Annotated in this window: 25 protein-coding genes; 18 read left to right on the forward strand and 7 right to left on the reverse strand. The window is 73.1% G+C overall.

Translation table 11 applies throughout. The features are described from left to right. Nucleotides 1-33 precede the first annotated feature (33 nt). Nucleotides 34-1,032, forward strand: a complete 999-nt coding sequence (locus tag ML340_RS10600; protein WP_240099444.1) for a S66 peptidase family protein — start codon at nucleotides 34-36, stop codon at nucleotides 1,030-1,032. Nucleotides 1,033-1,037: 5 nt separating this feature from the next. Next, a complete protein-coding gene (locus ML340_RS10605) occupies nucleotides 1,038-1,253 on the forward strand; it encodes a hypothetical protein (protein WP_240099446.1) in 216 nt (71 codons plus the stop codon). Between the two features lie 3 nt (nucleotides 1,254-1,256). On the opposite strand, the gene ML340_RS10610 is transcribed toward ML340_RS10605, so the two are convergent. Further along, entirely contained in the window at nucleotides 1,257-1,913 is a 657-nt protein-coding gene (locus tag ML340_RS10610; protein WP_240099448.1) for a Rossmann-fold NAD(P)-binding domain-containing protein, read from the reverse strand. A 121-nt stretch (nucleotides 1,914-2,034) separates the two neighbouring features. Here ML340_RS10610 and ML340_RS10615 point away from each other — a divergent pair, with 121 nt between their 5' ends. From ML340_RS10615 to ML340_RS10625, 3 genes are all read left to right on the forward strand, one after another. Further along, nucleotides 2,035-2,832 (forward strand): SDR family NAD(P)-dependent oxidoreductase, encoded by a 798-nt coding sequence (locus ML340_RS10615; RefSeq protein WP_240099450.1) that lies wholly within the window; start codon nucleotides 2,035-2,037, stop codon nucleotides 2,830-2,832. A 43-nt stretch (nucleotides 2,833-2,875) separates the two neighbouring features. Beyond that, the gene (locus tag ML340_RS10620; RefSeq protein WP_240099452.1) at nucleotides 2,876-3,433 is read left to right on the forward strand and encodes a DUF3228 family protein; all 558 of its coding nucleotides are present in this window, start codon (nucleotides 2,876-2,878) and stop codon (nucleotides 3,431-3,433) included. Between the two features lie 80 nt (nucleotides 3,434-3,513). Continuing rightward, nucleotides 3,514-4,284 (forward strand): hypothetical protein, encoded by a 771-nt coding sequence (locus ML340_RS10625; protein WP_240099454.1) that lies wholly within the window; start codon nucleotides 3,514-3,516, stop codon nucleotides 4,282-4,284. Between the two features lie 92 nt (nucleotides 4,285-4,376). Here the strand turns inward: ML340_RS10625 and ML340_RS10630 are convergent, their stop codons facing one another. After that, a complete protein-coding gene (locus ML340_RS10630) occupies nucleotides 4,377-4,601 on the reverse strand; it encodes a hypothetical protein (protein WP_240099456.1) in 225 nt (74 codons plus the stop codon). Between the two features lie 155 nt (nucleotides 4,602-4,756). Here ML340_RS10630 and ML340_RS10635 point away from each other — a divergent pair, with 155 nt between their 5' ends. The 6 genes from ML340_RS10635 to lnt all read left to right on the forward strand — a co-directional run bounded on the left by ML340_RS10635 (nucleotide 4,757) and on the right by lnt (nucleotide 11,120). Continuing rightward, nucleotides 4,757-5,305: a hypothetical protein gene (locus ML340_RS10635; protein WP_240099457.1), complete on the forward strand. Its 549-nt coding sequence runs from the start codon at nucleotides 4,757-4,759 to the stop codon at nucleotides 5,303-5,305. Nucleotides 5,306-5,369: 64 nt separating this feature from the next. After that, nucleotides 5,370-6,266, forward strand: a complete 897-nt coding sequence (locus ML340_RS10640) for a 1-acylglycerol-3-phosphate O-acyltransferase, YihG family (RefSeq protein WP_240099459.1) — start codon at nucleotides 5,370-5,372, stop codon at nucleotides 6,264-6,266. Between the two features lie 85 nt (nucleotides 6,267-6,351). Further along, complete coding sequence (locus ML340_RS10645; RefSeq protein ID WP_240099461.1) at nucleotides 6,352-6,888, forward strand: cytochrome b; 537 nt, start codon at nucleotides 6,352-6,354, stop codon at nucleotides 6,886-6,888. A gap of 115 nt (nucleotides 6,889-7,003) precedes the next feature. Beyond that, the gene (locus ML340_RS10650; RefSeq protein WP_240099463.1) at nucleotides 7,004-8,092 is read left to right on the forward strand and encodes an SGNH/GDSL hydrolase family protein; all 1,089 of its coding nucleotides are present in this window, start codon (nucleotides 7,004-7,006) and stop codon (nucleotides 8,090-8,092) included. Between the two features lie 26 nt (nucleotides 8,093-8,118). Further along, nucleotides 8,119-8,739: a hypothetical protein gene (locus ML340_RS10655; protein WP_240099465.1), complete on the forward strand. Its 621-nt coding sequence runs from the start codon at nucleotides 8,119-8,121 to the stop codon at nucleotides 8,737-8,739. 5 nt (nucleotides 8,740-8,744) lie between these two features. Next, nucleotides 8,745-11,120, forward strand: coding sequence for an apolipoprotein N-acyltransferase (gene lnt, locus ML340_RS10660; RefSeq protein WP_240099467.1), 2,376 nt, complete (start codon nucleotides 8,745-8,747; stop codon nucleotides 11,118-11,120). 7 nt (nucleotides 11,121-11,127) lie between these two features. Here the strand turns inward: lnt and ML340_RS10665 are convergent, their stop codons facing one another. Next, nucleotides 11,128-11,964 carry a class I SAM-dependent methyltransferase gene (locus tag ML340_RS10665; protein WP_240099469.1) on the reverse strand — a complete coding sequence of 279 codons (837 nt, stop codon included), beginning with the start codon at nucleotides 11,962-11,964 and terminating at the stop codon, nucleotides 11,128-11,130. 93 nt (nucleotides 11,965-12,057) lie between these two features. Between ML340_RS10665 and ML340_RS10670 the strand changes: the two genes are divergently transcribed. From ML340_RS10670 to ML340_RS10680, 3 genes are all read left to right on the forward strand, one after another. Next, nucleotides 12,058-12,990, forward strand: coding sequence for a M14 family metallopeptidase (locus ML340_RS10670; RefSeq protein ID WP_240099471.1), 933 nt, complete (start codon nucleotides 12,058-12,060; stop codon nucleotides 12,988-12,990). A gap of 91 nt (nucleotides 12,991-13,081) precedes the next feature. Further along, entirely contained in the window at nucleotides 13,082-15,154 is a 2,073-nt protein-coding gene (locus tag ML340_RS10675) for a M13 family metallopeptidase (RefSeq protein WP_240099473.1), read from the forward strand. Between the two features lie 103 nt (nucleotides 15,155-15,257). Continuing rightward, the gene (locus ML340_RS10680) at nucleotides 15,258-15,440 is read left to right on the forward strand and encodes a YgaP family membrane protein (RefSeq protein WP_240099475.1); all 183 of its coding nucleotides are present in this window, start codon (nucleotides 15,258-15,260) and stop codon (nucleotides 15,438-15,440) included. Nucleotides 15,441-15,495: 55 nt separating this feature from the next. On the opposite strand, the gene ML340_RS10685 is transcribed toward ML340_RS10680, so the two are convergent. Further along, entirely contained in the window at nucleotides 15,496-16,080 is a 585-nt protein-coding gene (locus tag ML340_RS10685) for a peroxiredoxin (protein WP_240099477.1), read from the reverse strand. 116 nt (nucleotides 16,081-16,196) lie between these two features. Between ML340_RS10685 and ML340_RS10690 the strand changes: the two genes are divergently transcribed. Beyond that, nucleotides 16,197-16,979, forward strand: a complete 783-nt coding sequence (locus tag ML340_RS10690; protein WP_240099479.1) for a DUF2189 domain-containing protein — start codon at nucleotides 16,197-16,199, stop codon at nucleotides 16,977-16,979. Nucleotides 16,980-16,999: 20 nt separating this feature from the next. Here ML340_RS10690 and ML340_RS10695 read toward each other — a convergent pair whose 3' ends face one another. Continuing rightward, nucleotides 17,000-18,259, reverse strand: a complete 1,260-nt coding sequence (locus ML340_RS10695; protein WP_240099481.1) for a hypothetical protein — start codon at nucleotides 18,257-18,259, stop codon at nucleotides 17,000-17,002. A 254-nt stretch (nucleotides 18,260-18,513) separates the two neighbouring features. Between ML340_RS10695 and ML340_RS11950 the strand changes: the two genes are divergently transcribed. The 3 genes from ML340_RS11950 (at nucleotide 18,514) to ML340_RS10710 (ending at nucleotide 21,281) form a co-directional block, all read left to right on the forward strand. Then, complete coding sequence (locus tag ML340_RS11950) at nucleotides 18,514-20,226, forward strand: M1 family metallopeptidase (RefSeq protein WP_275672713.1); 1,713 nt, start codon at nucleotides 18,514-18,516, stop codon at nucleotides 20,224-20,226. Nucleotides 20,227-20,349: 123 nt separating this feature from the next. Then, nucleotides 20,350-21,099 carry a sulfurtransferase gene (locus ML340_RS10705; protein WP_240099483.1) on the forward strand — a complete coding sequence of 250 codons (750 nt, stop codon included), beginning with the start codon at nucleotides 20,350-20,352 and terminating at the stop codon, nucleotides 21,097-21,099. After that, nucleotides 21,096-21,281 (forward strand): hypothetical protein, encoded by a 186-nt coding sequence (locus ML340_RS10710; RefSeq protein ID WP_240099485.1) that lies wholly within the window; start codon nucleotides 21,096-21,098, stop codon nucleotides 21,279-21,281. The genes ML340_RS10705 and ML340_RS10710 overlap by 4 nt, the downstream gene beginning before the upstream one ends. A 16-nt stretch (nucleotides 21,282-21,297) precedes the next feature. Here ML340_RS10710 and ML340_RS10715 read toward each other — a convergent pair whose 3' ends face one another. Next, entirely contained in the window at nucleotides 21,298-22,500 is a 1,203-nt protein-coding gene (locus ML340_RS10715) for a BaiN/RdsA family NAD(P)/FAD-dependent oxidoreductase (RefSeq protein ID WP_240099487.1), read from the reverse strand. Between the two features lie 127 nt (nucleotides 22,501-22,627). Further along, nucleotides 22,628-24,421, reverse strand: coding sequence for a DEAD/DEAH box helicase (locus tag ML340_RS10720; RefSeq protein WP_240099489.1), 1,794 nt, complete (start codon nucleotides 24,419-24,421; stop codon nucleotides 22,628-22,630). Nucleotides 24,422-24,494: the final 73 nt, after the last annotated feature.

The raw sequence follows: 24,494 nt of genomic DNA on the forward strand, positions 1-24,494 counted from the left end.
GCCGCCGCGGCGGCAGCGGCTATGCTGTCGGCCATGCCGACGCCGCCTGCCCATCCCGCCCCGGCCCGCCGCCCGCGGCTCGGCAGCCTGCTGCCGCATCCGCTGCGCGCGGGCGACACCGTGGCCCTGCTCAGCCCGTCCTCGCCGGTCGAGGACAGCCTCGCCCTGCAGCTGGCGCGCGAGGCGCTGGAGGCGCTGGGCCTGCGGGTGGCGCTCGGCGCGCATGCCGGCGCGCGCCGCGGCTACCTGGCCGGGGACGACGCCGCGCGCGCGGCCGACCTCAACGCCGCGTTCGCGGACCCGGCCATCCGCGGCATCGTCTGCGTGCGCGGCGGCTACGGCGCGATGCGGCTACTGCCGCGGCTCGACTATGCCGCGGTGCGGCGCGATCCCAAGCCGGTGCTCGGCTACTCGGACATCACCGCGCTGCTGTGCGGGCTGGCCGCGCAGACCGGGTTGGTCGGCTTCCACGGCCCGGTCGCCGCCGGCAGCTGGCCCGCCTTCAACGCCGCCCAGTTCCGGCAGCTGCTGCTGGAGCGCGCGCTGCCCGAGTACGCCAATCCGCAGGAGCGCGGGGACGACCTGGTGGTGCGCCAGAACCGCACCGTGACCATCACCGGCGGGCGCGCCCGTGGGCCCTTGGTCGGCGGCAACCTGGCGGTGCTGGCGGCGCTGGTCGGCACTCCGTACCTGCCGGAGTTCGACGGCGCCATCCTGTTCCTCGAGGACGTGGGCGAGGCGCCGTACCGGATCGACCGCATGTTCGCGACCCTGCGCCTGGCCGGGCTGCTCGACCGCGTGGCCGGGGTCGTGTTCGGGCAATGCACCGATTGCAAGCCCGGCGACGGCTACGGATCGCTCACGCTGGAGCAGATCCTCGACGACTACGTGCGCCCGCTGGGCATCCCGGCCTACCGCGGGGCGCAGATCGGGCACCTGCGCGAGCAGTTCATCGTGCCGGTCGGGGGGCAGGTCGAGCTGGATGCCGACGCCGGCCGCTTCCGCCTGCTGGATCCGGTGTTCCAGGGCTGACCGCCATGCCCACGCGCCTGCCGCCCGATCCTGGCCGCCTGCCGCCGTGGAAGCGGCGGCGTCCGCCCGGCCCGCGCACCCCGCTCAGCCCCGCCCAGCGCGCGGCCGCGCAGGCGCGCGCGGCGCAGGCCGGGCGCCGCTATCCGAACCTGGTCGACAACCTGTGGGCGGCCCGCCACGTGCCGCGCGGCGAGGTGCCCGCGGCGGGCGAGGAGGAATGAGCCTCAGCGTCCGAGGCGGTTGATCTCGGCGTTCTCCACCACCGCCGGCGGCGCCGGCATCCGCGCCAGCGCCAGCAGCGCGCGCCCGACCCGGGCGGTGTCGGTCAGCAGCGCCGGCGCGAGTTGGGCGCCGAGGCGCAGGCCGGGCCCGGCGAGCCGGTAGAACGGGCGCATCCACGGGTGCGGGCTGCGCTCGTCGTGGCGGGGGGCGATCCCGCCCGGGCGCAGCATCACGGTCACGATCGGCAGCGCGCGCAGGGCGCGTTCGGTCTCGCCCTTGACCCGCATCGGCATCAGCCGGCTGGCCGGGTCGGCACCCGCCCCGGAGATGTACAGGAAGCGCCCGGACGGATTGGCCGCCGCATAGGCGCGCGCCACGTGCAGGGTCAGGTCGAGGGTGACGTGGCGGTAGGTCGGCTCGGGCGTGCCCAGCGGCGGCGCGCCGGCGCAGTAGAAGCAGGCCTCCCAGCCGCGCAGGCGCTCGCCCAGCGCGTCCAGGGCGTCGTAGGCCGGGACCTGCAGCAGGGCGAGCCGGGGATCGCCCACCGCCGTCGGATGCCGCACCAGCAGCCCGACCGCGGTCACGCCCGGATCGGCCAGCACCTCGTGCAGCACGCCCTGGCCGACCAGGCCGGTGGCGCCGGCGATCAGGATGCGCATGGCGAGGCCTCCGTGCAGCGACTGCACCAGTGTACGCAGGCCGGCGCCGGCGGGATGCGCAGGCCTGCATCCGCGCGGCCGCCGGCTGCGTGCAGCGGCCAGGTTTCTTCGGAGTGATGGCATGTCCGTGCCCGCACCAGCACCCGTTCCGCCCGTGCACGGCCTGCAGGGGCCGGCCACGTGCCTGGTCACCGGCGCCGGCGGCGGCATCGGCCAGGCCGCGCTGGCGCAGCTGCTCGCGCATCCGCAGGTGGCGCAGGTGCATGCGGTCGTCCGCCGCGCGCCGGGCGCGGATCCTCTGGCGGCGCTGGCGCAGGCGCATCCCGGCCGCCTGCACCTGCATCTGGCCGACCTCACCGACGAAGCGGCGCTGCAGCGGCTGGCCGATGCGGTTGCCGCATCGACGCCCGCACTGCACCTCGTGCTGCATTGCGCCGGCCTGCTGCACGCGCCCGGCCTGCAGCCGGAGCGCGCGCTGGCGCAGGTGCGCCTGGCCGCACTGCAGCAGGTGTTCGCGATCGACGCCTTCGCGCCGATCCTGCTCGCGCGGGTGCTGGAGCCGCTGCTGCCGCGCGCGCAGCAGGCGGTGTACGCCTCGCTGTCGGCGCGGGTGGGCTCGATCGGCGACAACCGGCTCGGCGGCTGGTACGCCTACCGCGCGGCCAAGGCCGCGCAGAACCAGCTGCTGCATACGCTGGCGATCGAGTGGCGGCGCACGCGCCCGCAGGCCACCTGCCTGCTGCTGCACCCGGGGACGGTGGACACGCCGCTGTCGCGGCCATTCCAGGCGCGCCTGCCGCCCGGGCAACTGATCACGCCCGCGCAGGCGGCGGCGCGCCTGCTGGCGGTGATCGCGGCGGCCACGCCGGCGGACAGCGGGCGCTTCCTGGCCTGGGACGGCGCGCCGATCCCGTGGTGAGCGCACGCGCGACAATGACGGCAGGTTCCCGACGAGGCTGCCCATGCGCATCGTGCTCACCGACTTCGCCCGTGCCCGCCTGTTCCGCGACCCGCCGCGCCGCGATGGGCTGCAGGACCTGACCCCGGAGGCCTTCGAGCGCGCGCTCAACGAACGCATCCCGCTGCGCGACCTCCCCGGCTACGCGCCGTTCTGCCGCCTGCACGTGCACCGCAACTGGACCCGCACGCGCGCTTCGGCGATCCCGATCACCGCCGACAACCGCCATCTGCTGCGCAGCGATTACGAGGCGCGCACCGAGGCGGAGCTGCCGGTGCTAGTGCGCTGGTTCGAGGGGGTGGAGGCGCCGCGCGCGGAATACCTGATCCCGATCCTGTACGACCGCGCCCAGCTCGCGAAGGAAGGGCAGCCGATCGCGGGCGAGTGGGGCGTGGTCGGCTGCCTGTTCACCCTGGCGCCGGAGCCGACCCCGATGGCGCCGATCACGCTGCTGCGCAATGCGCTGGGGGTGGCCGAGGGCGGCTCGGGGGTGGCGCTGGACCGCGACGCCTATCGGCAGAGCGTGGCGTTCTGGCGCACCCATGCGAACTGGCGCGGCTGAGGCTGCATCCACCCCCGCGCATCGGGCGTACGGGTCAGGGCCGGCGGCGTGCCGGTTCCCCCGACATAAGGAGCGTCACCATGCACCGTCCCTCCGGATTCGTCCTGCTGCTTGCCTCCCTGCTGCCGGCCGCCGCCATGGCCCAGGAAGGCCCGACCTTCTCGGTGTTCGGCGGCCGCGACCTGTCGGTCAGCGGCGACGTGCACAAGGGGGCGACTGCCCCGATCGCCGACCTCGGCCCGCTCAACCCCGCGTTGGCCGGCGTGTCCGCGGAGCTGCGCATCCAGCCGCGCTCGTACGATGCGATCTACGGCAAGGCCAACAGCTTCGGGGTGGAGATGGGCTGGCCGATGGGCCCGGGCGAGTGGTTCGGGCAACTGGTCTCGACCCGCTCCGGCGCCGACCAGGTGCAGGTCGGCGGCGCGTTCGTGCCGGCGCTGAACACGACCCTGCCGGTGTATGGGCGCTTCGGCCGCTACAAGAGCCTGGCGCTGGAAGGCGGGTACCGCTACTACTTCAGCCAGGGCGAACTGCGGCCGTACGTGGCCGGGCGTCTGGGCACCTCCCGCGTGGACCGCATCAATGCCACCTTCACCATCCCCGACGCGAACATCGCCCTGAACAACGTGCCGTTCTTCGACAGCGGCTGGCGCTTCAGCACCGGCGCCGACGCCGGCTTGCTGTGGCAGATCAACCCGCAGGCCGCGGTCGGCCTCGAGGTCGGCGTGCGTTACCACGGCAAGCTCAAGGGCAACGACAGCGCGCTGGTCGGCTTGGGCCTGGCCAGCATCAACGACACCGGCGCGCGCACGTCGTGGCCGGTCAACCTGCGCCTGCAGTTCCGTTTCTGACCCGACCGGATGCGCGCGGGCGCCGCGCATCCTTTCCCTCCACGGGCCGCTGCGTGCGGCCCGCTTTTTTGCGCGGCTGCGGCGCGTCGCGATCAGCGCGCGGGTTTGCGCCGGCCGCTCGCGGGCGGGGTCGGGGGCTTGCGCTGCTCGGGACTGGAGCGGAACGGGGAGACCGCCTGGAACTGGCGCAGCGGCGTGTTGCCGAGCACCTCGATCTTGCCGCCGCGCTTGCGGAATTCGCGCAGGTCCGCGGCGATGCGTTCGTGGGTCAGGGGGGCGGTGTCGGCGGCGGCCGCCGAAGTCGGCTTGCGGGGCATTGCGCTCCCTTCGGGTCTTGCGAGTGTGCGATCTTAGCAAATCATTGATTTTTCTGCAACAAAGCCGCGTTTCCTCGCGTTTTTCGACGCATGGATGCAACGGTTGCGCCGCCTGCGCCGTTGCCAATCCGGGGAGTGGGCCGCAGCATGGCGGCATGCCGCGTCTCACCCAGCCCACGTTCCTGCACCTGCCCTGGCCGGTATGGGCGTTGGTGCCCGCCGCGCTGGCGGTGCCTGCGCTGCTGATGCGGTTCTGGCCGCAGTCCGGGGTGGAGTGGGAACTGTCGGATTTCGCCATGATGGCGGTGCTGCTAAGCACAGCGCTGCTGGCCTTGGCCGCGGGATGGCGCCGGATCGGGCGCGGGCGCGCACGCTGGTGGCTCGCGCTGGCGGTGCTGCTCGGCTTCGGCCAGGTCTGGGCCGATCTGGCGGTGGGTCTGTTCGGCGCGCCCGGGGGCGCCTGGAACCTCGCGCTGCTGGCGTTGCCGCTGCTCGTGCTGGTCGGCATCGGCGCCGGGCGCGCCCGCCTGCGGACGCTGGCGCGGGGATTGCCAGTGGTCGCGCTGCTGCAGGCCGGGCTGGCCGCGCTGGCCTGCGCCGGCGGCGCCGCGCAGGTGCGCGAGGCGCTGTTCCTGCTGGTGCCCGCTGCAGGCTGGGCACTGGCGGGCTGGCAGTTGCGGTCGGTGCTGCCGCGGATGCCTTGATCCGGCGCAGGACGCCTGCCGGCGATTCCGCGACAATCCCGGCCCGCTCCCCGGTGCCGTTCCGATGCCGCTGCTGCGCGCCGCCATCGTCTTCCTGCTGATCACGCTGAGCACCGTGCTGCACGTGCTGCCGCTGCTGCTGGTGGCGCTGCTGAAGCTGCTGGTGCCCTCCAAGCGGCTGCAAGTGGCCTGCAATCCGCTGCTGACCGGTATCGCGGAAAGCTGGATCGGGTTCAACAACCGGCTGTGGGACCTGTGCACCGACACCCGCCTGGTGGTCGCGGGGGAGACCGCGCTGCAGCGCGACGGCCACTACCTGGTGCTGGCCAACCACCAGAGCTGGGTGGACATCCTGGTGCTGCAGAAGTTGTTCAACCGGCGCATCCCGCTGCTGCGCTTCTTCCTCAAGCGCCAGCTGTTCTGGGTGCCGCTGCTGGGGCTGGCGTGGTGGGCGCTGGATTTCCCGTTCATGGGCCGCTACACGCCCAAGCAGATCGCGCGCAACCCGGCGCTGGCCGGGCGCGACATCGCCGCCACCCGGCGCGCCTGCGAGAAGTTCCGCGCGATCCCGGTGGCGATCATGAATTTCGTCGAGGGCACCCGCTTCAGCGCGGCCAAGCACGCGCGCCAGCAGTCGCCGTACCGGCACCTGCTCAAGCCGAAGTCGGGCGGGGTGGCGTTCGTGCTGGACGCGATGGGGCAGGGGCTGCACGCGATCCTGGATGTGACCATCGCCTATCCGGCCGGCGTGCCCTCGCTGCTGGACCTGATGGCCGGCCGCATCCCCGAGGTCCGCGTGCGCCTGCGCCAGCATCCGATCCCGGCCGAACTTGCGCAGGGCGACTACCAGCACGACCGCGCCTTCCGCGCGCGCTTCCAGCAGTGGATGAACGCGCTGTGGCAGCAGAAGGACGCCGACCTCGAGGCGCTGCTGGCGTCGCCGCCGCGGGCGCCGGCCTGACGCGCCGCGCATGCGCGCGGCGCTGCAGGCTGACAAATCCCGCCGGCATGCGCTAGCGTTGGCGCCGGACGAGGAGGATCCTGCGATGAACGCCGTGGCCGCCCGCTACACCCCGACCCAGCGCCACCTGCACTGGCTGATGGCGATCCTGGTGGTGCTCGCCTACCTGCTGGTGGAGCAGCGCGACCTGTTCCCGCGCGGCAGCAGCGGGCGCTTCGCGATGATGCAGGGGCACTTCTGGGCCGGGATCACGATCTTCCTGCTGGCGTTCTGGCGGATCGCCACCCGCCGCCGCCACGGCGCGCCGCCGATCACGCCGGCGCTGGACCGCTTCAGCGCGCTGGCCTCCAAGTCGATGCACATCGCGCTGTACGCGTTCTTCATCGTGATGCCGCTGCTGGGCATGGCCACCGCGTGGAGCGACGGCAAGGTCATCGAGATTCCGTTCACCGGGGCCGCGCTGCCGGCGCTGCTGCCGGAGAACAAGCCGCTGGCGCACACGCTGGAGGACATCCACGGCACCATCGGCGACATCTTCTACTGGGTGATCGGCCTGCACGTACTGGCCGCGCTGTACCACCACTGGGTGCGCCGCGACGACACCCTCAGGCGCATGCTGTGAGGCGGGCGCGGCGGTTTGCCGCGCTGCACGATTGACCCGGTCACGCGGATGGTCCCACCATGGCGCGCCCGCGGCGGGGAGCCGCGGTTCCTGCCACTGAAACTCGGGGCCTTCCATGTCCAAGCGCTTCGGCCGCACCCGCCGCGCCCTGCTGCCTGCCCTCCTGCTGGGCCTGGCCTCGGCCGGCTATGCCAACACCCTCAACCAGAACGTGTCGTGGACGATCGACCGCGCCGGCACCACCGCCAAGTACCGGATCGTGGCCTACGGCGACTCGATCTATGCCGGCTACAACGGTTCGGTGTTCAACGCCGCGCGCTACTCGGCGCCGACCGTGAGCGCGGAGTACCTCTCGGCGCTGTGGAACGCGGACGTGGAGAGCATCCGCCGCGCCAAGTCGGGGGCGGTGGCCTCCGACGTGTACGAGAACAAGATCGTGGCCGAGCGTTCCTACATGCAGGCCAGCAACACCCGTGTGGTGACCTTCGAGATGTGCGGCAACGACGGCCTGCAGGCGCGCACCGCCTTCAAGGACCAGACCGGCACCTGCAACTACAACGTGCTGGCCACCGCCGAGGCCAACTGCAAGACCTATGTGGCCAAGGCAATGGACTACATCAACGCCAACGCCTACCCGGGGGTGAAGGCGAAGATCATCGCCAACCTGTACTACCCCGGCTACAACGCCGACAACGTGCAGAGCAGTTGCACCGACGCCAACACCGGGCAGAAGGTCAACCTGCGCGACCGCTTCCTGCCGACCCTGGCGCGGATGAACTACTGGATGTGCGAATACGCGCGCCAGAAGGGCTTCTCCTGCGTCGACAACTTCGCCATGTACATGGGCGCGGACTACGACAGCAACGGCGACGGGCGGATCGACTCGGAGGCGCTGCGCTACATGCCGGGCGAGAGCGAGGCCAGCTACGTCAACCGCATCACGGTGACCCTGAAGTCCACCCTGCGCGACGCCAATACCCACTTCGTCTCGTCCAGCAGCAGCTACGACTACATCCAGTCCGACGACATCCACCCGACCTACGAGGGCGGCACCGTGAGCGCCGGCCTGTTCGGCGGTTCCAGCGGGACCGGCGCGCCGCGTTACACCAGCTTCCCCGGCGGCAAGAGCCCGATCTGGGCCAGCTACGGGCACGAACGCATGGGCTGGGGCGTCTCGGTGTTCGGCCCGCCGAGCCCGTTCTGATCGGCAGGGCTTGAGCCGGGCCGGGCATGCCGCATTCCCCGTCGTCCGACCGCTGGCGGCGCCTCGCCGCCGGCGCCGCGCTCCTCGCCGGGATCGTGCTGGCCGGCTGGCTGCTGTGGCCGCGGCCCGCGGCCACGCCGGTGGACGCCGGTGCCCCGCGGCCAGCACCCGCTCCGCCTGCGCCGTCCGCGGCGCCGATGGCCCCGCCGACAGCCGCCCCCGCCGCCGTGCCGGGGGATCCGGCGGTGGAAGGGCGGGATCTGGCCGACGTGCTGCGGCTGGCGCCGGGTGAGCCGGTGCCGAGCATGGGCCAGGTGATCGCACGCCTGCGCGCGGAGGGCATCCGCACCGGGCTGGCGGCGTTCAACCCGCCCGGCACCAGCCCGCCGCTGGTCGGGCTGGCGGTGCCGGAGGATTTCCCGCTGCCGGAAGGCTACGTGCGCCACCACCAGGTGACCGACGACGGCCAGCCGATCGAGCCGATCCTGATGTTCTCCCCGGATTACGTCTTCTACGACGCGCAGGGCCGGCCGCTGCCGATCCCGCCGGACCGGGTGGTGCCGCCGCAGTGGGCGCCGCCCGGGCTGCCGCTGCGCTGGATCACGATCCCGCCGCCGCGCGCGGCCACGCCGCCGCCGGGACGCTGACCCGCATGCGGGCATGGGGCAAGGTCGCCGCGGGCGCGGCCGCCAGCGCGCTGCTGCTGGCGCTGTATGCGCGCGGGCAGCCGTGGCTCGGGTTCGTGCTGCTGGTGCCGTGGCTGCTCGCGCTGCCGGCGGTGCCGCGCGCGCGCGATGCGCTGGCCGCGGGCGTGCTGATGGCAATGCTGTACCAGCTGGCGGCGCTGGGCTGGTTCGGGCTGGCGCTGGCCGCCTACCTCGGGCTGCCGGCCTGGCTGGGGCTGCTGCTGCCGGTGCTGGTCGCGCCGCTGCTGCAGCCGCAGCTGTGGGTGTTCGCCCTGGCCTGGCACTGGGCGCGCGCGCGCCTGCGCCCGTGGCCGGCGGCGCTGTTCGCGGCCGCGGCCTGGCTGGCCTGCGAATGGCTGTGGCCGAAGCTGCTCGGCGACACCCTCGGCCACGGCCTGCAGCCGGCGCCCTGGCTGCGCCAGGCCGCCGATCTCGGCGGCGCGCCGCTGCTGAGCGCGGTGCTGCTGCTGGTGAACCTCGCGCTGGTGCAGGCCTGGCAGGGCCGCGGGCGCGGCTGGCGCGGGGCGCGTCCGGGCCTGCTGGCGGCGGGCGCGCTGGTGCTCGCGCTGGCCGGCTACGGTGGCTGGCGGCTGCAGCAACTGCGCGCGCTGCCGTCCGAGCTGTCGCTGCGGGTCGCGCTGGTGCAGTCCGGCCTGACCGACTACGAGGGCCTGCGCCGCCGTCTCGGGACGTACGCGGCGATGGAACACATCCTGGCGCGCCACATCGGGCTGTCGCGGCAGGCGCTGGACGTGGGCGGCATCGATGCGCTGGTGTGGTCGGAGACCGCGTATCCGACCTCCTTCGGGCAGCCGCGCAGTGAGGCGGGGGCGGCGTTCGACCACCGCCTGCTGGCGTTCGTGCGCCGCAGCGGGGTGCCGCTGGTGTTCGGCACCTACGATCGCGACGCCGACGGCGAATACAACGCCGCCGCGTTCGTGGACCCGCGCGACGGCCTGCTCGGCTTCTACCGCAAGACCCATCCGTTCCCGCTCACCGAGCACGTACCGGGCTGGCTGGACGGCCCGCGCCTGCGGCGCTGGCTGCCGTGGGCCGGGACCTGGCTGGCCGGCGACGGCGCGCGCACGTTCCCGCTGCGCCTGCGCGACGGCCGCGAACTGCCGGTGGCCGCCAGCATCTGCCTGGACGACGTGCATCCGGCGCTGGCGCGCAAGGCGGCGCGCCAGGGCGCGCGCTTGCTGCTGGGGCTGTCCAACGATGCCTGGTTCGCCGCGCATCCGCAGGGCGCGCGCCTGCACCTGGCGGTGGCCGCGCTCAACAGCGTGCAGACGCGCCTGCCGCAGCTGCGGGTGACTCCGAGCGGCATCACCGCGGTGATCGCGGCCGACGGCAGCGTGCGCCAGCAGGCGCCGCGGGCGGTGCCGACGGTGCTGATCGGGGAGGTCGCGCTGGCGCCGCCGCCGCGCACGCTGGCGGTGCGGGCCGGGGACTGGGTCGGGCCGCTGGCGCTGGGCCTGCTCGCGGTGTTCGTGCTGGCATGGGCGTGGCCGCGGCGCGCGCCCGCCGCGCCGGCGCCGCTGCAGGCGATGGCGGCGGTCTGGTTGCCGCGCGGCTGGCTGGGCTGGCTGCGCCTGCTGCAGCTGGCGGTCGCGCTCGGATTGGGGCGGCTGGCCTGGGCCTGGTGGCAGCAGGCACCGCTGCTGAACCAGCCCCTGCAACAGCTGCGCTGGTTCGCCGCCACCGTCCTGATCCCGGCGGCGTTGGTCGCCGTGCTGCGGCGGCTGTTCGCGGCGCGCGTGGAGCCGCAGGCAGACGGCATGGGGCTGCAGGCGCGCGGCCGCGGGCGCCGGCTCGCCGCGGGCGCCGGGCAGGCGCGCCCATTGCGGCTGCCGTGGCCAGCACCGGGCCTGCGGCTGGACGATGGCAGCGTGCTGCTGCCAGCGGATCCGGTGGCGATGCACGCGGCGCTCGGCCTGCCGCCGGACGCGGCGGCGGTCGCGGCCTGGCGACAGGCATGGGCGGCGCGCCGGCGCTGGTGGATCGACCGCGCCTGGTGCAAGTTCGGCCTGTTCCCGCTGTTGCCGGCGCTGATCGCGTTCCGCCTGCACCAGGTGATCGCCTACGGCGGCAGCTTCGGCGAATGGCTGACCTACGGCGCGCGCGCCTGGCTGCTCGGCCTGCTGCTGTGGTGGGCCGGCTGGGTGGTCGGTCTGAGCGTATTCGCCGGCGTCCTGCGCGTGGGCGTCGAGGCGCTGATCGGGCTGGGCGCGCTGCTGCAGCCGGCGCAGGCGGTGGGGTTGCGGCGGCTGCTGGAGGCGCTGGCGCGTGCGCTGTACTTCCTCGGCGTGCCGCTGTGGCTGGCGTGGCGGGCGCTCGCCTAGCGCGGCGTCAGCGGCGCACGGCCAGCACGCCGTCGAGCGCGCGTTCGGCGCGGAAGCCGGCGCGTTCCAGCCGGCGCAGCACTTCCCCCGGCACGTCGCGGCCGCTGGTCAGCCGGTTCGGGCTGCCGACGTAGTGGAACAGCCGGCCGCCGCGGCGCAGCACGCGGGCGAGGCCACGGTAGAACTCCAGCGCATACAGCTCGCCGGCGATCCCGAACCGCGGCGGGTCGTGCAGCACGGCGTCGTAGCCGGCCTCGGGCAACCTGGGCAGCACGTCGCGCACGTCGGCCTGCTGCAGGTGCAGGCGGCCGCCGCTGGCCTGCGGGTCCGGCGACCACGGGTTGTGCGCGCGCAGCCACAGCACGTCCGCATCCTTCTCGCAGGAGTCGATCCGCGCGGCGCCGGCGGCGAGCGCGCAGGCGGCGAAGTAGCCGAGCCCGCCGCAGGTATCGAGCACGCGCGCGCCGGCCGGCTGCACCAGCGCGACTTTGCGCCGCGCGTCCTCCAGCGGCGAGACCCGTGCGCTCGGCAGCATCTTGATGCCGTCGATCTCGAACGTCGGCACGCCCCAGGCGGTCGGCACCAGCTTGATCAGCGCGCGCCCGTAGCGTGCCAGCGGCACGAACTCCGCGCCGTCCCAGGCGTACACCGTGCGCGGCCGCAGCGGGCCGGGGTAGGGATAGGCCTGCCCGCGCCAGTGCCATGCCTGCGCGTCGAGCCGAATCCGCTCGCGGTGGCGGCCGAGGTCGAGGGAGCCGTCCCAGGTGCCGGCGCCGGCATCGCGCGCGGCGCGCAGCGCGTCGGCTTCGGCCGCGGTCAGCAGGGGGCCGTTGGCATGCGCCATGGGGGATATCCGGGCGGCGGGCCAGCATGCCGGGCGCGACCCGGCGCGGCAAGGCACGGGCTACACTCGCGGCCCGCCCTGCGAGCCTGCGCCATGCATTCCTCCGCCACCTCCGACGTCGCCCACATTGGAACGCCCGGCCAGCCCTGGGGCGCGGCGGAAAAGGCCCGGTGGCGCGCGCTGCAGTCGAAGCAGCGCAGCTATGCCGACGAGGTGCTGGCGCGGATCCAGGCCCTGCGCGAAACGTTCGATGTCATCCAGTACGGCGAACTGGACTGGGGCGAGGACGGCCGCTATCCGCTGTTCGTCCTGCGCAGCCGCGGGTGGGATGACGCGCGGCCGCTCGCGCTGGTCACCGGCGGCGTGCACGGCTACGAGACCAGCGGGGTACAGGGTGCGCTGCTGTTCGCGGCGCGCGATGCGGCGGCCTACGCCGGCCGCGCCAACCTGCTGGTGGTGCCCTGCGTCAGTCCCTGGGCCTACGAGCGCATCCAGCGCTGGAACCCGCTGGCGCTGGATCCCAACCGCAATTTCGTGGCGGCAAGCCCGTGCGCGGAGTCGGCGGCGCTGTGGGCGCTGGTGCATCCGCTGCGCGGGCGGATCGCGCTGCACATCGACCTGCACGAGACCACCGACAGCGACGAGCGCGAATTCCGCCCGGCCCTGGCCGCGCGCGACGGCAAGCCGTTCCAACCCGGCACCATTCCCGACGGGTTCTACCTGTGCGCCGACAGCGCGCGGCCGGCGCCGGCCTTCCAGCAGGCGATCAATGCTGCGGTCGCCGAGGTGACGCACATCGCGCCGGCGGATCCGGACGGCACGATCATCGGATCCAAGGTGGTGGCGCCGGGCGTGATCGAGTACGACTACCGCGCGCTCGGCCTGTGCGCCGGGATCACCGATGCGGCCTACGTCACCACCACCGAGGTCTATCCGGACAGCCCGCGCGCCAGCCCGGCGCAGTGCAACGAGGCGCAGGCGACGGCGGTGCGGGCGGCGCTCGCGTTCGTGCTGGCCGCGTCCTGAGGCGGCGGCGCCCCCCACCAACGGCACAGGCACGCCGCCGGCACCCGCACTAGGGTGCAGCGGTTACTACCGGCACTCACAGGTGGAGCACATGGCAAAGCGGACATGGCTGGCGATCGGGATCGCGCTCGCGCTGGGCGCGACGGCGGTGGCAGTGGCGGCGCCCCCGCCGGGCAAGGCTGCGGGCAAGGCCCAGATCGGCGATTTCGGGGTGGACCTGTCCGCGCGCGACCTCGCGGTGAAGCCCGGCGACGACTTCAACCGCTATGCCAGCGGGCACTGGATCGACACCTACCAGCTCAAGGACTACGAGACCAGCTACGGCTCCTTCAATGAGCTGCGCGACCGCGCCGAGGCGCAAACCCGGCAGATCATGGACGAGCTGCTGGCGCGCAAGGACCTCGCCCCGGGCAGCAACGCGCAGAAGCTGCGCGACTACTACCTGAGCTTCACCGACCGCGCCACCCGCGACGCGGCCGGGATCAAGCCGCTGCAGCCGGTGCTGGACAAGATCGCCGCGATCGACGGCAAGGACAAGCTGGTCGCGGCGTTCGGCGAGGCCGGGATCGACGGCAGCAGCGCGCCGTTCGGGTTCTACGTCGGCATCGACCGCAAGAACCCCGACCGCTACCAGGTCAACCTCGGGGTCGGCGGCCTGGGCCTGCCGGACCGCGACTACTACCTCAACCCCGATCCGCGCTTCGCCAAGATCCGCGAGGCCTACCTCGCCCACATCCAGCGCATGCTTGGCTTCGCCGGCATCACCGGCCCCGACGCCAAGGCGCGCGCCGAGGCGGTGCTGGCGCTCGAGACCGCGCTGGCCAAGCCGCAGTGGGACCGGGTGCAGCTGCGCGACCGCGACAAGACCTACAACGTCCTGACCTTCGCCGAGCTGCAGCAGAAATACCCCGGCTACGACTGGGCCGCGCAGCTGCGCGCGCAGCAGATGCCGCAGCCGGCCGACCTCAACGTGGCCACCCCGGACGTGCTGCAGCCGGTGATCGACATCGTCGACGCCACCCCGCTGTCCACCTGGCGCGACTACCTCGCCTTCCACGCGGTCGATGGCAACGCCGAGCTGCTCAGCAGCCAGATCGACCAGGCCGCGTTCGAGTTCAACGGCAAGGTGCTGGGCGGGCAGAAGGCGCAGCGCGAGGACTGGAAGCGCGCGCTGGCGCTGGTCGGCGCCCGCAACGGGCTGGGTGACGCCCTCGGCGAGCTGTACGTGGCGCGCTACTTCAAGCCGGAGGCAAAGGCGGCGATGGATGCGCTGGTGGAGAACCTGCGCGCGGCGCTGCGCCAGAACATCGAGCAGCTGGACTGGATGGGGCCGGCGACCAAGGCCGAGGCGCTGCGCAAGCTGTCCACGTTCCGCCCGAAGATCGGCTACCCGTCGCAGTGGAAGGACTATTCCAGCGTCAGCATCAGGCCGGACGACCTGCTCGGCAACGCGATCGCGCTGCGCAAGTTCAACCGCGTCGACCAGAACCGCCGGGTCGGGCAGAAGACCGACCGCGAGGAATGGGGCATGACCCCGCAGACGGTGAACGCCTACTACAACTCGGCGTTCAACGAGATCGTGTTCCCGGCCGCCATCCTGCAGCCGCCGTTCTTCGACGTGAACGCGGACCCGGCGGTGAACTACGGCGCGATCGGCGCGGTGATCGGCCACGAGATGGGCCATGGGTTCGACGACCAGGGCAGCAAGTCGGATGCCGACGGCATCCAGCGCAACTGGTGGACGCCCGAGGACCGCGCCCGCTTCGAGCAGCGCACCCAGGCGCTGGCCAAGCAGTACGACGCCTACTGCCCGCTGCCGGGGCAATGCGTGAACGGCAAGCTGACCCTGGGCGAGAACATCGGCGACCTCGGCGGCCTGTCGATGGCCCACACCGCCTACCAGCTCAGCCTCAAGGGCAAGCCGGCGCCGGTGATCGATGGCCTGACCGGCGACCAGCGCTTCTACTTGGCCTGGGCGCAGGTGTGGAAGGGCAAGTACCGCGACGAGGCGCTGCTGCGGCTGATCAAGACCGACCCGCACGCGCCGGTGATGTACCGCGCCAACGGCCCGGTGCGCAATCTGGATGCCTGGTACCAGGCGTTCGGGGTGAAGCCGGGCGACGCGATGTACCTGCCGCCGGAGCAGCGCGTGCGCATCTGGTGAGGCCGGCCCGCCGCCGCGCCCTGCATCCGGCGCGCGGCGGGTGCATACTCGTGGCGCGGCGCGGGGACTCCCCCGGAACGCCGCCTAACGGGAGGAGCGCGTCATGCAGGCGAACGTGGGTGGCATCGACAAGTGGCTGCGGATCGTGGTCGGGCTGGCGCTGATCGCCTGGGCGTTGCTCGGCGGGCCGGTCTGGGCCTGGATCGGGGTGGTGCCGCTGCTGACCGGGCTGTTCAACTTCTGCCCGATCTACAAGCTGATCGGCGTGAATACCTGCCGACGCTGAGCGCCGGCAAGCCCGTTACCATCGCGGTGGCCGCGGCGACGCGGCCGGATGCGCCTCAGCCGCCCTTGGCGGATGACGCGGCGGCGGGCGCCTTGCCGCCGGCCTTGGCCTGCGCGGCCTGCAGGGCGTCCAGCATCTGCTTGACGTGCTGGTTCGGGTTCATGGAGTCGTACTCGGCGAGGATGCGGCCGTCCTGCCCGATCAGGTAGGACGTGCGGCTGGACAGGTCCGGCTTGAGCGTGAGGGTGGCGTCGTAGGTCTTGGCGATCTTCGCGCCCTCGTCCGCCGCGACCGGGAACTTGCCGGCGCATTTCTCGGTGTCCTTGGAAAACTCCGCCAGCCGCTCGGTATTGCCGGCGGTCACGCCGATCACGCTGGCACCGTGCGCCTTGAACCGGTCGATGGCCTGCGAGAACGCGGCGGCTTCGACGTTGCAGCCCGGGGTGAAGGCGGCCGGGAAGAAGTAGAGCACCACCGGCCCCTTGGCCAGCGCGGCCTTGAGGTCGTAGGTGAAGGGCTGGCCGGCGAGGAAGGCGGGTGCGGTGAACATCGGCGCGGGCGTGCCGGGCTTGAGCGCGGCGCCGGCGACGGACGAGGCGGCCAGCAGGCCGAGCAGGACGGGCAGGGCGAGGCGGCGCATGGCAGGCTCCGGTGGGGGTGGCAGCCGATGGTACGCCCGCGGCACGGCCGCGGATGCGCCCGGCCTTCGCCGTGCCGCAGCATGCGCCGGCCGCGGTGGTTTGCTAGCGTCCGGCCATGGCCTCGGTCGATCCCGCCAGCGCCCCGGAGCCGGCGCCGCGCCCGTTCGCGGTGCCCTGCCGCCGGCTGGGCTGGGACGCGCCGTGGCGCTGGCTGGCGCTGGGCTGGCGCGACCTGCGCCGCGCGCCCGGGATCAGCCTCGCGTTCGGCGCGGTGGTGGTGGTCGTCAGCCTTGTGGTCGCCGCGCTGGCGTGGTCGCTCGGGCGCTTCGCGCTGCTGGCGACCCTGCTGTCCGGCTTCGTGTTCGTGGCCCCGCTGCTGGCGGTCGGCCTGTACTGCGTCAGCCGCAGCCTGGAGCGCGGGCTGGCGCCGAGCCTGCGCTGCTCGTGCGGGATGATGCGGCGCGTGCTCGGCCAGGCCGGGGTGTACGCGCTGGTGCAGGGCGTGGTGATCCTGCTGTGGTCGCGCGCCGGGATGATGCTCAGCGCGCTATGGCCGATGGAGGCAGGCGACCGCCTGGCCCTGTTCGAATACCTGCTGGTCGGCAGCGGCGTCGGCGCGGTGTTCGCCGCGCTCACCTTCGCGATCTCCGCGTTCTCGCTGCCGATGATCGCCGATCGCGACGTGGACATGGTCACCGCCTGCGTCTCCAGCGTGAACGCGGTCCTGCGCAACAAGCCGGTGATGCTGCTGTGGGGCGCGCTGCTGGTGGCGATCACGGCGCTCGCCTTCGCCACCGCCCTGCTCGGGCTGGCGGTGGCGATGCCGTGGTTGGCCTACGCCACCTGGCACGGCTACCGCGAGACGTTATTGCCGAACGACTGGCCAAGCCTCGAATAGGCCCGGCCTGCGCCCGGCGATCAGTGCAGGCTGAACCCGAGGATCGCCGCCAGCACCACCGGCAGGATCACCGCGTAGTCGTTGCCGCGGTCGTAGTAGCCATACTGGTAGCGGGCGTAGTAGCCGTCGCGGTAGCCGCGCTCGAAGCCCTGCCGGAAGTAGTAGCGGTAGGCGTCGTAGCCGATCAGATAGCCGGGATAGCCGAAGCTGGCGTCGATCCAGGCGTAGTTGGCGCGCGGGTCGTAGCGCCAGCCGTCCTGGCGGTCGGCGCGGCCGGCGTACCAGCCCTCGCGGTAGCCGTCGCGCACGGCGCGCTCAAGCACCTCGGCGCCGTACTGGTTGGTGAAGTACCAGCGGCCGTCGTAGCCGTAGCGGATGCGTGCCGGCGCCGCGTAGTAGGGCGACTGCCAGTTCCACCACGCCCGCTCGCGCTCCCAGCGCGCCTGTTCGGCTTGCCAGCGCCGCCAGTAGTCGCGCTGGTAGCGCAGTTGGGCGGCGCGGCGCTCGCGCTCGGCCTCCTGCTGGCGGCGCTCGTAGTCCCACTGCCGGCGCGCCTGCTCGCGCTGCCACTGCTCGGCCTGGCGGCGGTCCTGCTCGTAGCGGCGGCGCGGGTCCTCGCGTCCGCGCGGGTCGTCGCGCCAGTCGCGGCCCGGGCGGGCATCGCGGTCGCGGCGTTCCTCCCAGCTGCCGCGGCGGGCCTCTTCGCGGGCGCGCTGCTCGGCGATCATGCGTGCATCCGCCTGCAGGCCGGCGCGCCGTGCCGCGTCGTCCGCCTGTCGCCGTGCCTCCTCGGCCACGCGCGCCTGCTGCGCATCTGCCTGCGCCCTGGCCTCGGCCTCGCGGCGGGCGGTTGCGGCGCGGCGTGCTTCCTCACGCGCCTGTTGCCAGTCCTGCGCGGGCAGCTCCGGCCGGTGCGCGTCGCGTGCCGGGGGAGGCGCGCCATCGCGGATATCGAAGCCGGCCCGGCGCTCGGCCTGGCGCTCGCGCAGGGCATCGCCCCAGGGCTCATGGCGCTCCGGCCGGATCGGGCCTTGGAACCGCGGCGGCGCATCGGCCTCGCCCTGGTGCTCGCGCGGCGGACGCAGGCGCTCGCCGAACGCGGCGCGGCGTTCCTCGGCCACTTGCGGGCGTGCCTCCGCCTCGCGCGGCTGCGCATGGCGCGGCTTGCGCGCCTCGATGCCGTCCTCGGCGTCCTGTGCGGCGGCGGGCAGGGCCGCGCCGGCACCGGCGAACAGGCCCAGGGCGATGACCAGGGAAGTGCGTTCGGCAAGGCGGAACATGGTCGGTCTCCGGCGATGCGCGAGCCCCCTCGCGCTGCTCGCAGTTGACGCGGCGGGCAATGAACGCCTGCTGAGAATTCCGCCTTGCGGTGCCCCCGTCCGCGTCCGGCCTCACGGGCATTCAGCCGGCGTCCGGCGTGACCATCGGCAGTGGCCGTGGTCGTGCCGGAATGCCAGCCTGCGCGCCTTCCGGCAGGAGCATGCGTATGCGGCGATGGGTGGGGTGGCTGTTGTGGGCGGTGGCGATGCCGGCCATGGCGGTTGCGGCTGACCAGCCGGCGCTGACCACCACCACCGCCGCCACCGGCCTGCCGCGCACGCCGGAGCAACTGGCGACCACGATCGAACTGGCCGACCTGGCGTTCAAGGTCGATCCCGCGCGCAAGTGGCTGGATGCGGACGCGCACCTCACCCTGCGCCTGGCGCGCCCGCTGCCGGCGCTGGTGGTGGACCTGGACCGCAACTACACGGTGTCCGCGGTGGAGGTGGACGGCCGCCCGGTGCGCTGGAGCAACCCCGAGGGGCGCATGCGCATCGCGCTGGAGTCACCGCTGCCGGCCGGGGCGCGGCCGGTGCTGCACATCCGCTACGCCGGCCACCCGCACGAGGCGAAGAAGGCGCCGTGGGACGGCGGCATCGTCTGGGCCACCGCACCCACCGGCGAGCCGTGGGTGGCCACCGCGGTGCAGGGCGAGGGCTGCGACCTGTTGTGGCCGTGCATCGACCACCCGCTGGCCAAGCCGGAGCGGGTGGTGCAGCACATCACGGTGCCGGCGCCGCTGGTGGCGGCCAGCAACGGCGTGCAGACCGGGATGGAGGAGAAGGACGGCTGGCGAACCTACCACTGGAGCGCGCGCCAGCCGGCCACCTACGCGATCGCGCTCAACATCGGCCCGTACGAGCTGCTGCAGGCCGACTACGCCTCCCGCTACGGCAACACCATCCCGCTGCGCTTCTGGTACCTCAAGGGCCGCCGCGCGCAGGCCGAGGGGCTGTTCGCACAGTTCGCGCCGATGCTGGAGTTCTTCGAGGAGAGGATCGGCCCGTACCCGTTCGGCGACGAGAAGATGGGGGTGGTGGAAACCCCGCACCTGGGCATGGAGCACCAGACCATCAATGCCTACGGCAACGATTACCGCAAGGCCGAGACCGGCTACGACTGGCTCTTGCAGCACGAGTTCGCGCACGAGTGGTTCGGCAACCAGCTGACCAACACCGACTGGGACGACTTCTGGCTGCACGAGGGGTTCGCCACCTACATGCAGCCGCTGTACCTGCAGTGGCTGCGCGGCGACATGGAGTACGACGCCGCGCTGATGAAGATGCGCTCGGTGCTGATGCTGAAGCACCCGGTGGTGGCCGGCCACCCGATGCTGGAGAAGGACGTGTCGGATGCCAGCCGCGGCCCGGGCAACGACGTGTACTACAAGGGCGCGCTGATGCTGCACACCCTGCGCGGGTTGATCGGCGAGGATGCCTTCTTCCGCAGCATCCGCGAGCTGGTCTACGGGACGGATGCTCCACGGCCCGGGCAGTTCCGGCCGCGCCAGGCCTCGACCGACGATTTCGTCGCGATCGTCAACCGCGTCACCGGCCGCGACTACCGCTGGTTCTTCGATGCCTACCTGCGCACGGTGCAGCTGCCGGCGCTGCTGGCCGAGCGCGACGGCGGCATGCTGCGTCTGCGCTGGCAGGTGGAGGGCGGGCGCCCGTTCCCGATGCCGGTGCAGGTGCGCATCGGCCGCCGCGTGGTGGAGGTGCCGATGACCGGCGGGCAGGGCGCGGTGGCGATCGCGGCGGACGAGAGCTACACCCTGGACCCGCATTCGAAGGTGCTGCGCGACCTGCCGTACATGGCCGAATTCCAGCAGGACCAGGCCGCGCGCGCCCGCGCCGCGGCGGAAGCGGCCAAGGCGGCGACGGAGAACGCGGCAGCGGGCAACAACACGGCGACGGACAAGCGCTGAAGGCGGCCTTGTCGGGAGGGCTCAGGCCCGCGCCTGCAGCCAGCGCGCTGCGCCTTCGCCGGCGAGGCGGCCTGCGCGCGACTAGAATGCGCGCTTTGCCGCCAAGCGCCGCGCCGCCACCGCATGATCCTCAACATCGCCGCCTACCGGTTCGTGGCGATCGCCGATGCCGATGCGCTGGCCGCGCGCCTGCACGCGCGCGCCGCGGCTGCCGGGTTGCGCGGCACCGTGCTGGTCGCGCCGGAAGGCCTGAACCTGTTCCTCGCCGGTGCGGAGGGGCCGCTGCGCGGGTTCCTCGCCTGGCTGCGCGCCGACCCGCGCTTTGCCGCGCTGCACGCCAAGGAAAGCTGGAGCGAGGCGGTCCCGTTCGCGCGGCTGAAGGTGAAGCGCAAGCCGGAGATCATCACCTTCCGGCGCGAGGCGGCCTCGCCGCTGCGGGCCGGCCTGCGCGCGCCGGCGGTGGATGCGCCGACGCTGGCGCGCTGGATCGCACAGGGCCATGACGATGCCGGGCGCCGCCTGGTGGTGCTGGACACCCGCAACCGCGAGGAGGTCGCGCACGGTACTTTCGCTGGCGCGCTGACCCTGCCGATCGACCGCTTCACCGACCTGCCGGCGGCGCTGGCCCCGCACCGCGAGGCGCTGCGCGATGCCACCGTGGTCAGCGTGTGCACCGGCGGCATCCGCTGCGAGAAGGCGGCGTTGTGGATGCGCGCGGACGGGATGGACAACGTGCTGCAGCTGGACGACGGCATCCTCGGCTACTTCGCGCGCGTCGGCGGGGTCGGCTACCGCGGCCGCTGCTTCGTGTTCGACGACCGCATCGCGCTGGATCCCCGGCTGCGCCCGCTGCGGGACGGCGCCCCGGCATGAGCGGCGATCCCGCGCTGCACGTGGTGCACAGCGACTGGCTGGCGGTCCTGCTGCTGGTGCTGGCCCTGTATGCCGCGTTCAAGCTCGCCGGCGCGCTGCTCAAGGCCGCGCTGTGGATCGCGATCCTGCTGCTGGCCTGGTGGTACTTCGGTCCCGCGCTCGGGCTCCCCTGGCCGTGGTGAGCGAGGCAGTGCGGGCTCAGGCGGCCAGCGCACGGCCGGCGGCATGGCCGCTGGCCCAGGCCCACTGGAAGTTGTAGCCGCCCAGCCAGCCGGTGACGTCCACCACCTCGCCGATGAAATACAGCCCCGGCAGGTGGCGCGACATCATGGTCTGTGATGACAGCCCCTCGGTGTCCACCCCGCCAAGCGTGACCTCGGCGGTGCGGTAGCCCTCGGTGCCGCTGGCCACCAGCGGCCAGTCGCGCAGCAGTGCGGCGATGCCGTCCAATTCGCGCGGGGTGTACTGGCGCAGCGGTTTGCTGGCGATCCAGTGCGCGCACAGGCGCTGCGCGAAGCGCTTGGGCAGCACCTCGGCCAGCAGCGTCTTCAGTTCGGCATCGCGCCGCGCGTGCTGCCACTCGCGCAGCAGCGCATCCGCATCCTGCCCGGGCAGCAGGTCCAGCCGCAGGTCGTCGCCGGGTTGCCAATAGTTGGAGATCTGCAGGATCGCCGGGCCGCTGAGGCCGCGGTGGGTGACCAGCAGGAAGTTGCGGAAGGCCATGCCGTTGCAGCGCGCCTCCACCGGCAGCGCCACCCCGGCCAGGTCGTGCAGGCGCTCGGCGTGCCTGCCGCTCAGCGTCAGCGGCACCAGCCCGGGGCGGGTGGGCCGCACGGCGTGGCCGAACTGCCGGGCCAGCGCGTAGCCGAACCCGCTGGCGCCCATGCTGGGGATCGACAGCCCGCCGCTGGCGACCACCAGCGACGGCGCCTCGAAGCGGCCCTGCGCGGTGTGCAGGCGGAAGCGCCCGGCGTCGGTGTGCTCCACCCGCTCGATCGCACAGTGGGTGCGGATCTCCACCCCGGCGGCCGCGCACTCGGCCAGCAGCATCGCCACGATCTGCTTGGAGGACTCGTCGCAGAACAGCTGGCCCAGTTCCTTCTCGTGGTAGGCGATGCCGTGCCGCTCCACCAGCGCGATGAAATGCCAGGGCGTGTAGCGCGCCAGCGCCGACTTGCAGAAGTGCGGGTTGGCCGAGAGGTAGTTCGCGGGCGTGGTGCCGGTGTTGGTGAAATTGCAGCGCCCGCCACCGGACATCAGGATCTTCTTGCCGACCTTGTTGGCATGGTCGAGCACCCGCACGCGCAGGCCGCGCTGGCCGGCGGTCAGCGCGCACATCAGGCCGGCGGCACCGGCGCCGATGACGAGGGCATCGCAGGACGTGGCGGGCGGGGCGGTCATCCGCGCAGGGTCAGGGCAGGGGAGGGCGCGTCATTCTCGCCGCAGGGCGTGCTCGCGCGCGCCAGCGCGGCGATGGCACCCTGCGCGGGGACTGCACGGGAATGGCGGCGGGAGCGGGTCGCGTGGCTCAGCGCGGTCCGCGCGGCTTGAAGCCGCCGGGCTTGCGCGGGCCGCCGGGGCCGCCCGGGCCCGGACGGGCGCCGCGCGGCGGACCGAAGGCGCGCTTGCGCTTGGGGGCGTCGATGTCGGCATCGGTGGCCGGGCGCATCCGCAGCGGGCGGCTGGCCACGCGCACCGTCTGCAGGTGCTGCAGCAGTTCGTCGGGCATGCCTTGCGGCAGGTCCACCAGGGTGTAGTCGTCGCGGATGTCGATGCGGCCGATGTAGCGGCTTTCCAGGTCGGCCTCGTTGGCGATGGCACCGACGATGTGGCCGGGTTGGGCACCGTGCCGGTAGCCCACCTCGATGCGGTAGGTCTGGATCCCGACATCGGCCGGCAGTGGCGTGCGCGGGCCGTGTTCGCGCGGCGCGCGGGCCGGACGCTCGGGCCGCGGCGGCCGCCCCTCGCGAGCGGCAGGGGTCTTTTCCGGGACGGCCGGCGTGGGCAGCAGCAGCGGGGTCTTGCCCTGCACCAGCTTGGCCAGGCCGGCGGCGATCTCCACCGCCGGCACGTTCTTCTCGCGCTCGTAGCGCTCCACCAGGTCGCGGAACACCGACAGGTCGTCGCCGGCCAGCGCGCCGTCGATGCGGTCGAGGAACTTGGCGACCCGGCGCGCGTTCACCGCGTCCACGCTGGGCAGGGCCATCGGCTCGATCTTCTGCCGGGTGGCGCGCTCGATCGCACCCAGCATGCCGCGCTCGCGCGGGGCCACGAACAGGATCGCCTCGCCGCTGCGGCCGGCGCGGCCGGTGCGGCCGATCCGGTGCACGTAGCTCTCGGTGTCGTAGGGGATGTCGTAGTTCAGCACGTGGCTGATGCGTTCCACGTCCAGGCCGCGCGCGGCCACGTCGGTGGCCACCAGCACGTCGATGTCGCCGTCCTTCAGGCGCTGGATGGTGCGCTCGCGGGTCTTCTGCTCGACGTCGCCGTTGATCGCCGCCGCCGCGAAGCCGCGCGCGGACAGCTTCTCGGCCAGCTCCTCGGTGGCCAGCTTGGTGCGCGCGAAGATGATCATGGCCTCGAACGGCTCGGCCTCCAGGATCCGGGTCAGCGCGTCCAGCTTGTTGGTGCCGCTGACCATCCAGTAGCGCTGGCGGATGCTGGCCGCGGTGGTGGTCTGCGCCTTGATCGCGATCTCCACCGGCTCGCGCAGGTAGGTCTGGGCGATGCGCTTGATCGGCGCCGGCATGGTCGCGGAGAACAGCGCCACCTGGCGGGTCTCCGGGGTCTTCTTCAGCACCGCCTCGACGTCGTCGATGAAGCCCATGCGCAGCATCTCATCCGCTTCGTCCAGCACCAGCATGCGCAGCCCGGACAGGTCCAGGGTGCCGCGCTCTAGGTGGTCGATGACCCGCCCGGGGGTACCCACCACCACGTGCACGCCGCGGCGCAGCGCGTGCAGCTGCGGGCCGTAGCCCTGGCCGCCGTAGATCGGCAGCACGTGGAAGCCGGGCAGGTGGTGGGCGTACTTCTGGAAGGCCTCGGCCACCTGGATCGCCAGTTCGCGGGTCGGCGCCAGCACCAGCACCTGCGGCTTGCCCGGGGCCGGGTCCAGCCGCGCCAGCGCGGGCAGGGCGAAGGCGGCGGTCTTGCCGGTGCCGGTCTGGGCCTGGCCGAGCACGTCGCGTCCTGCCAGCAGCGGCGGGATGGTGGCGGCCTGGATCGGCGAGGGCGACTCGTAGCCGACCTCGCGCAGCGCGGCCAGCAGGGGCTCGGGCAGGCCGAGGTCGGAGAACAGGACAGGGGCGGTATCGCCGCGCATGGTGCCTCTGGGCGGGATCGCCGGCTGCAGACAGGCGCGCAGTGTACGCCGCCGGTGGCCGGCGCACGCGCTG

Source organism: Thermomonas flagellata, from assembly GCF_022419185.1.
GTDB lineage: Bacteria > Pseudomonadota > Gammaproteobacteria > Xanthomonadales > Xanthomonadaceae > Thermomonas > Thermomonas flagellata.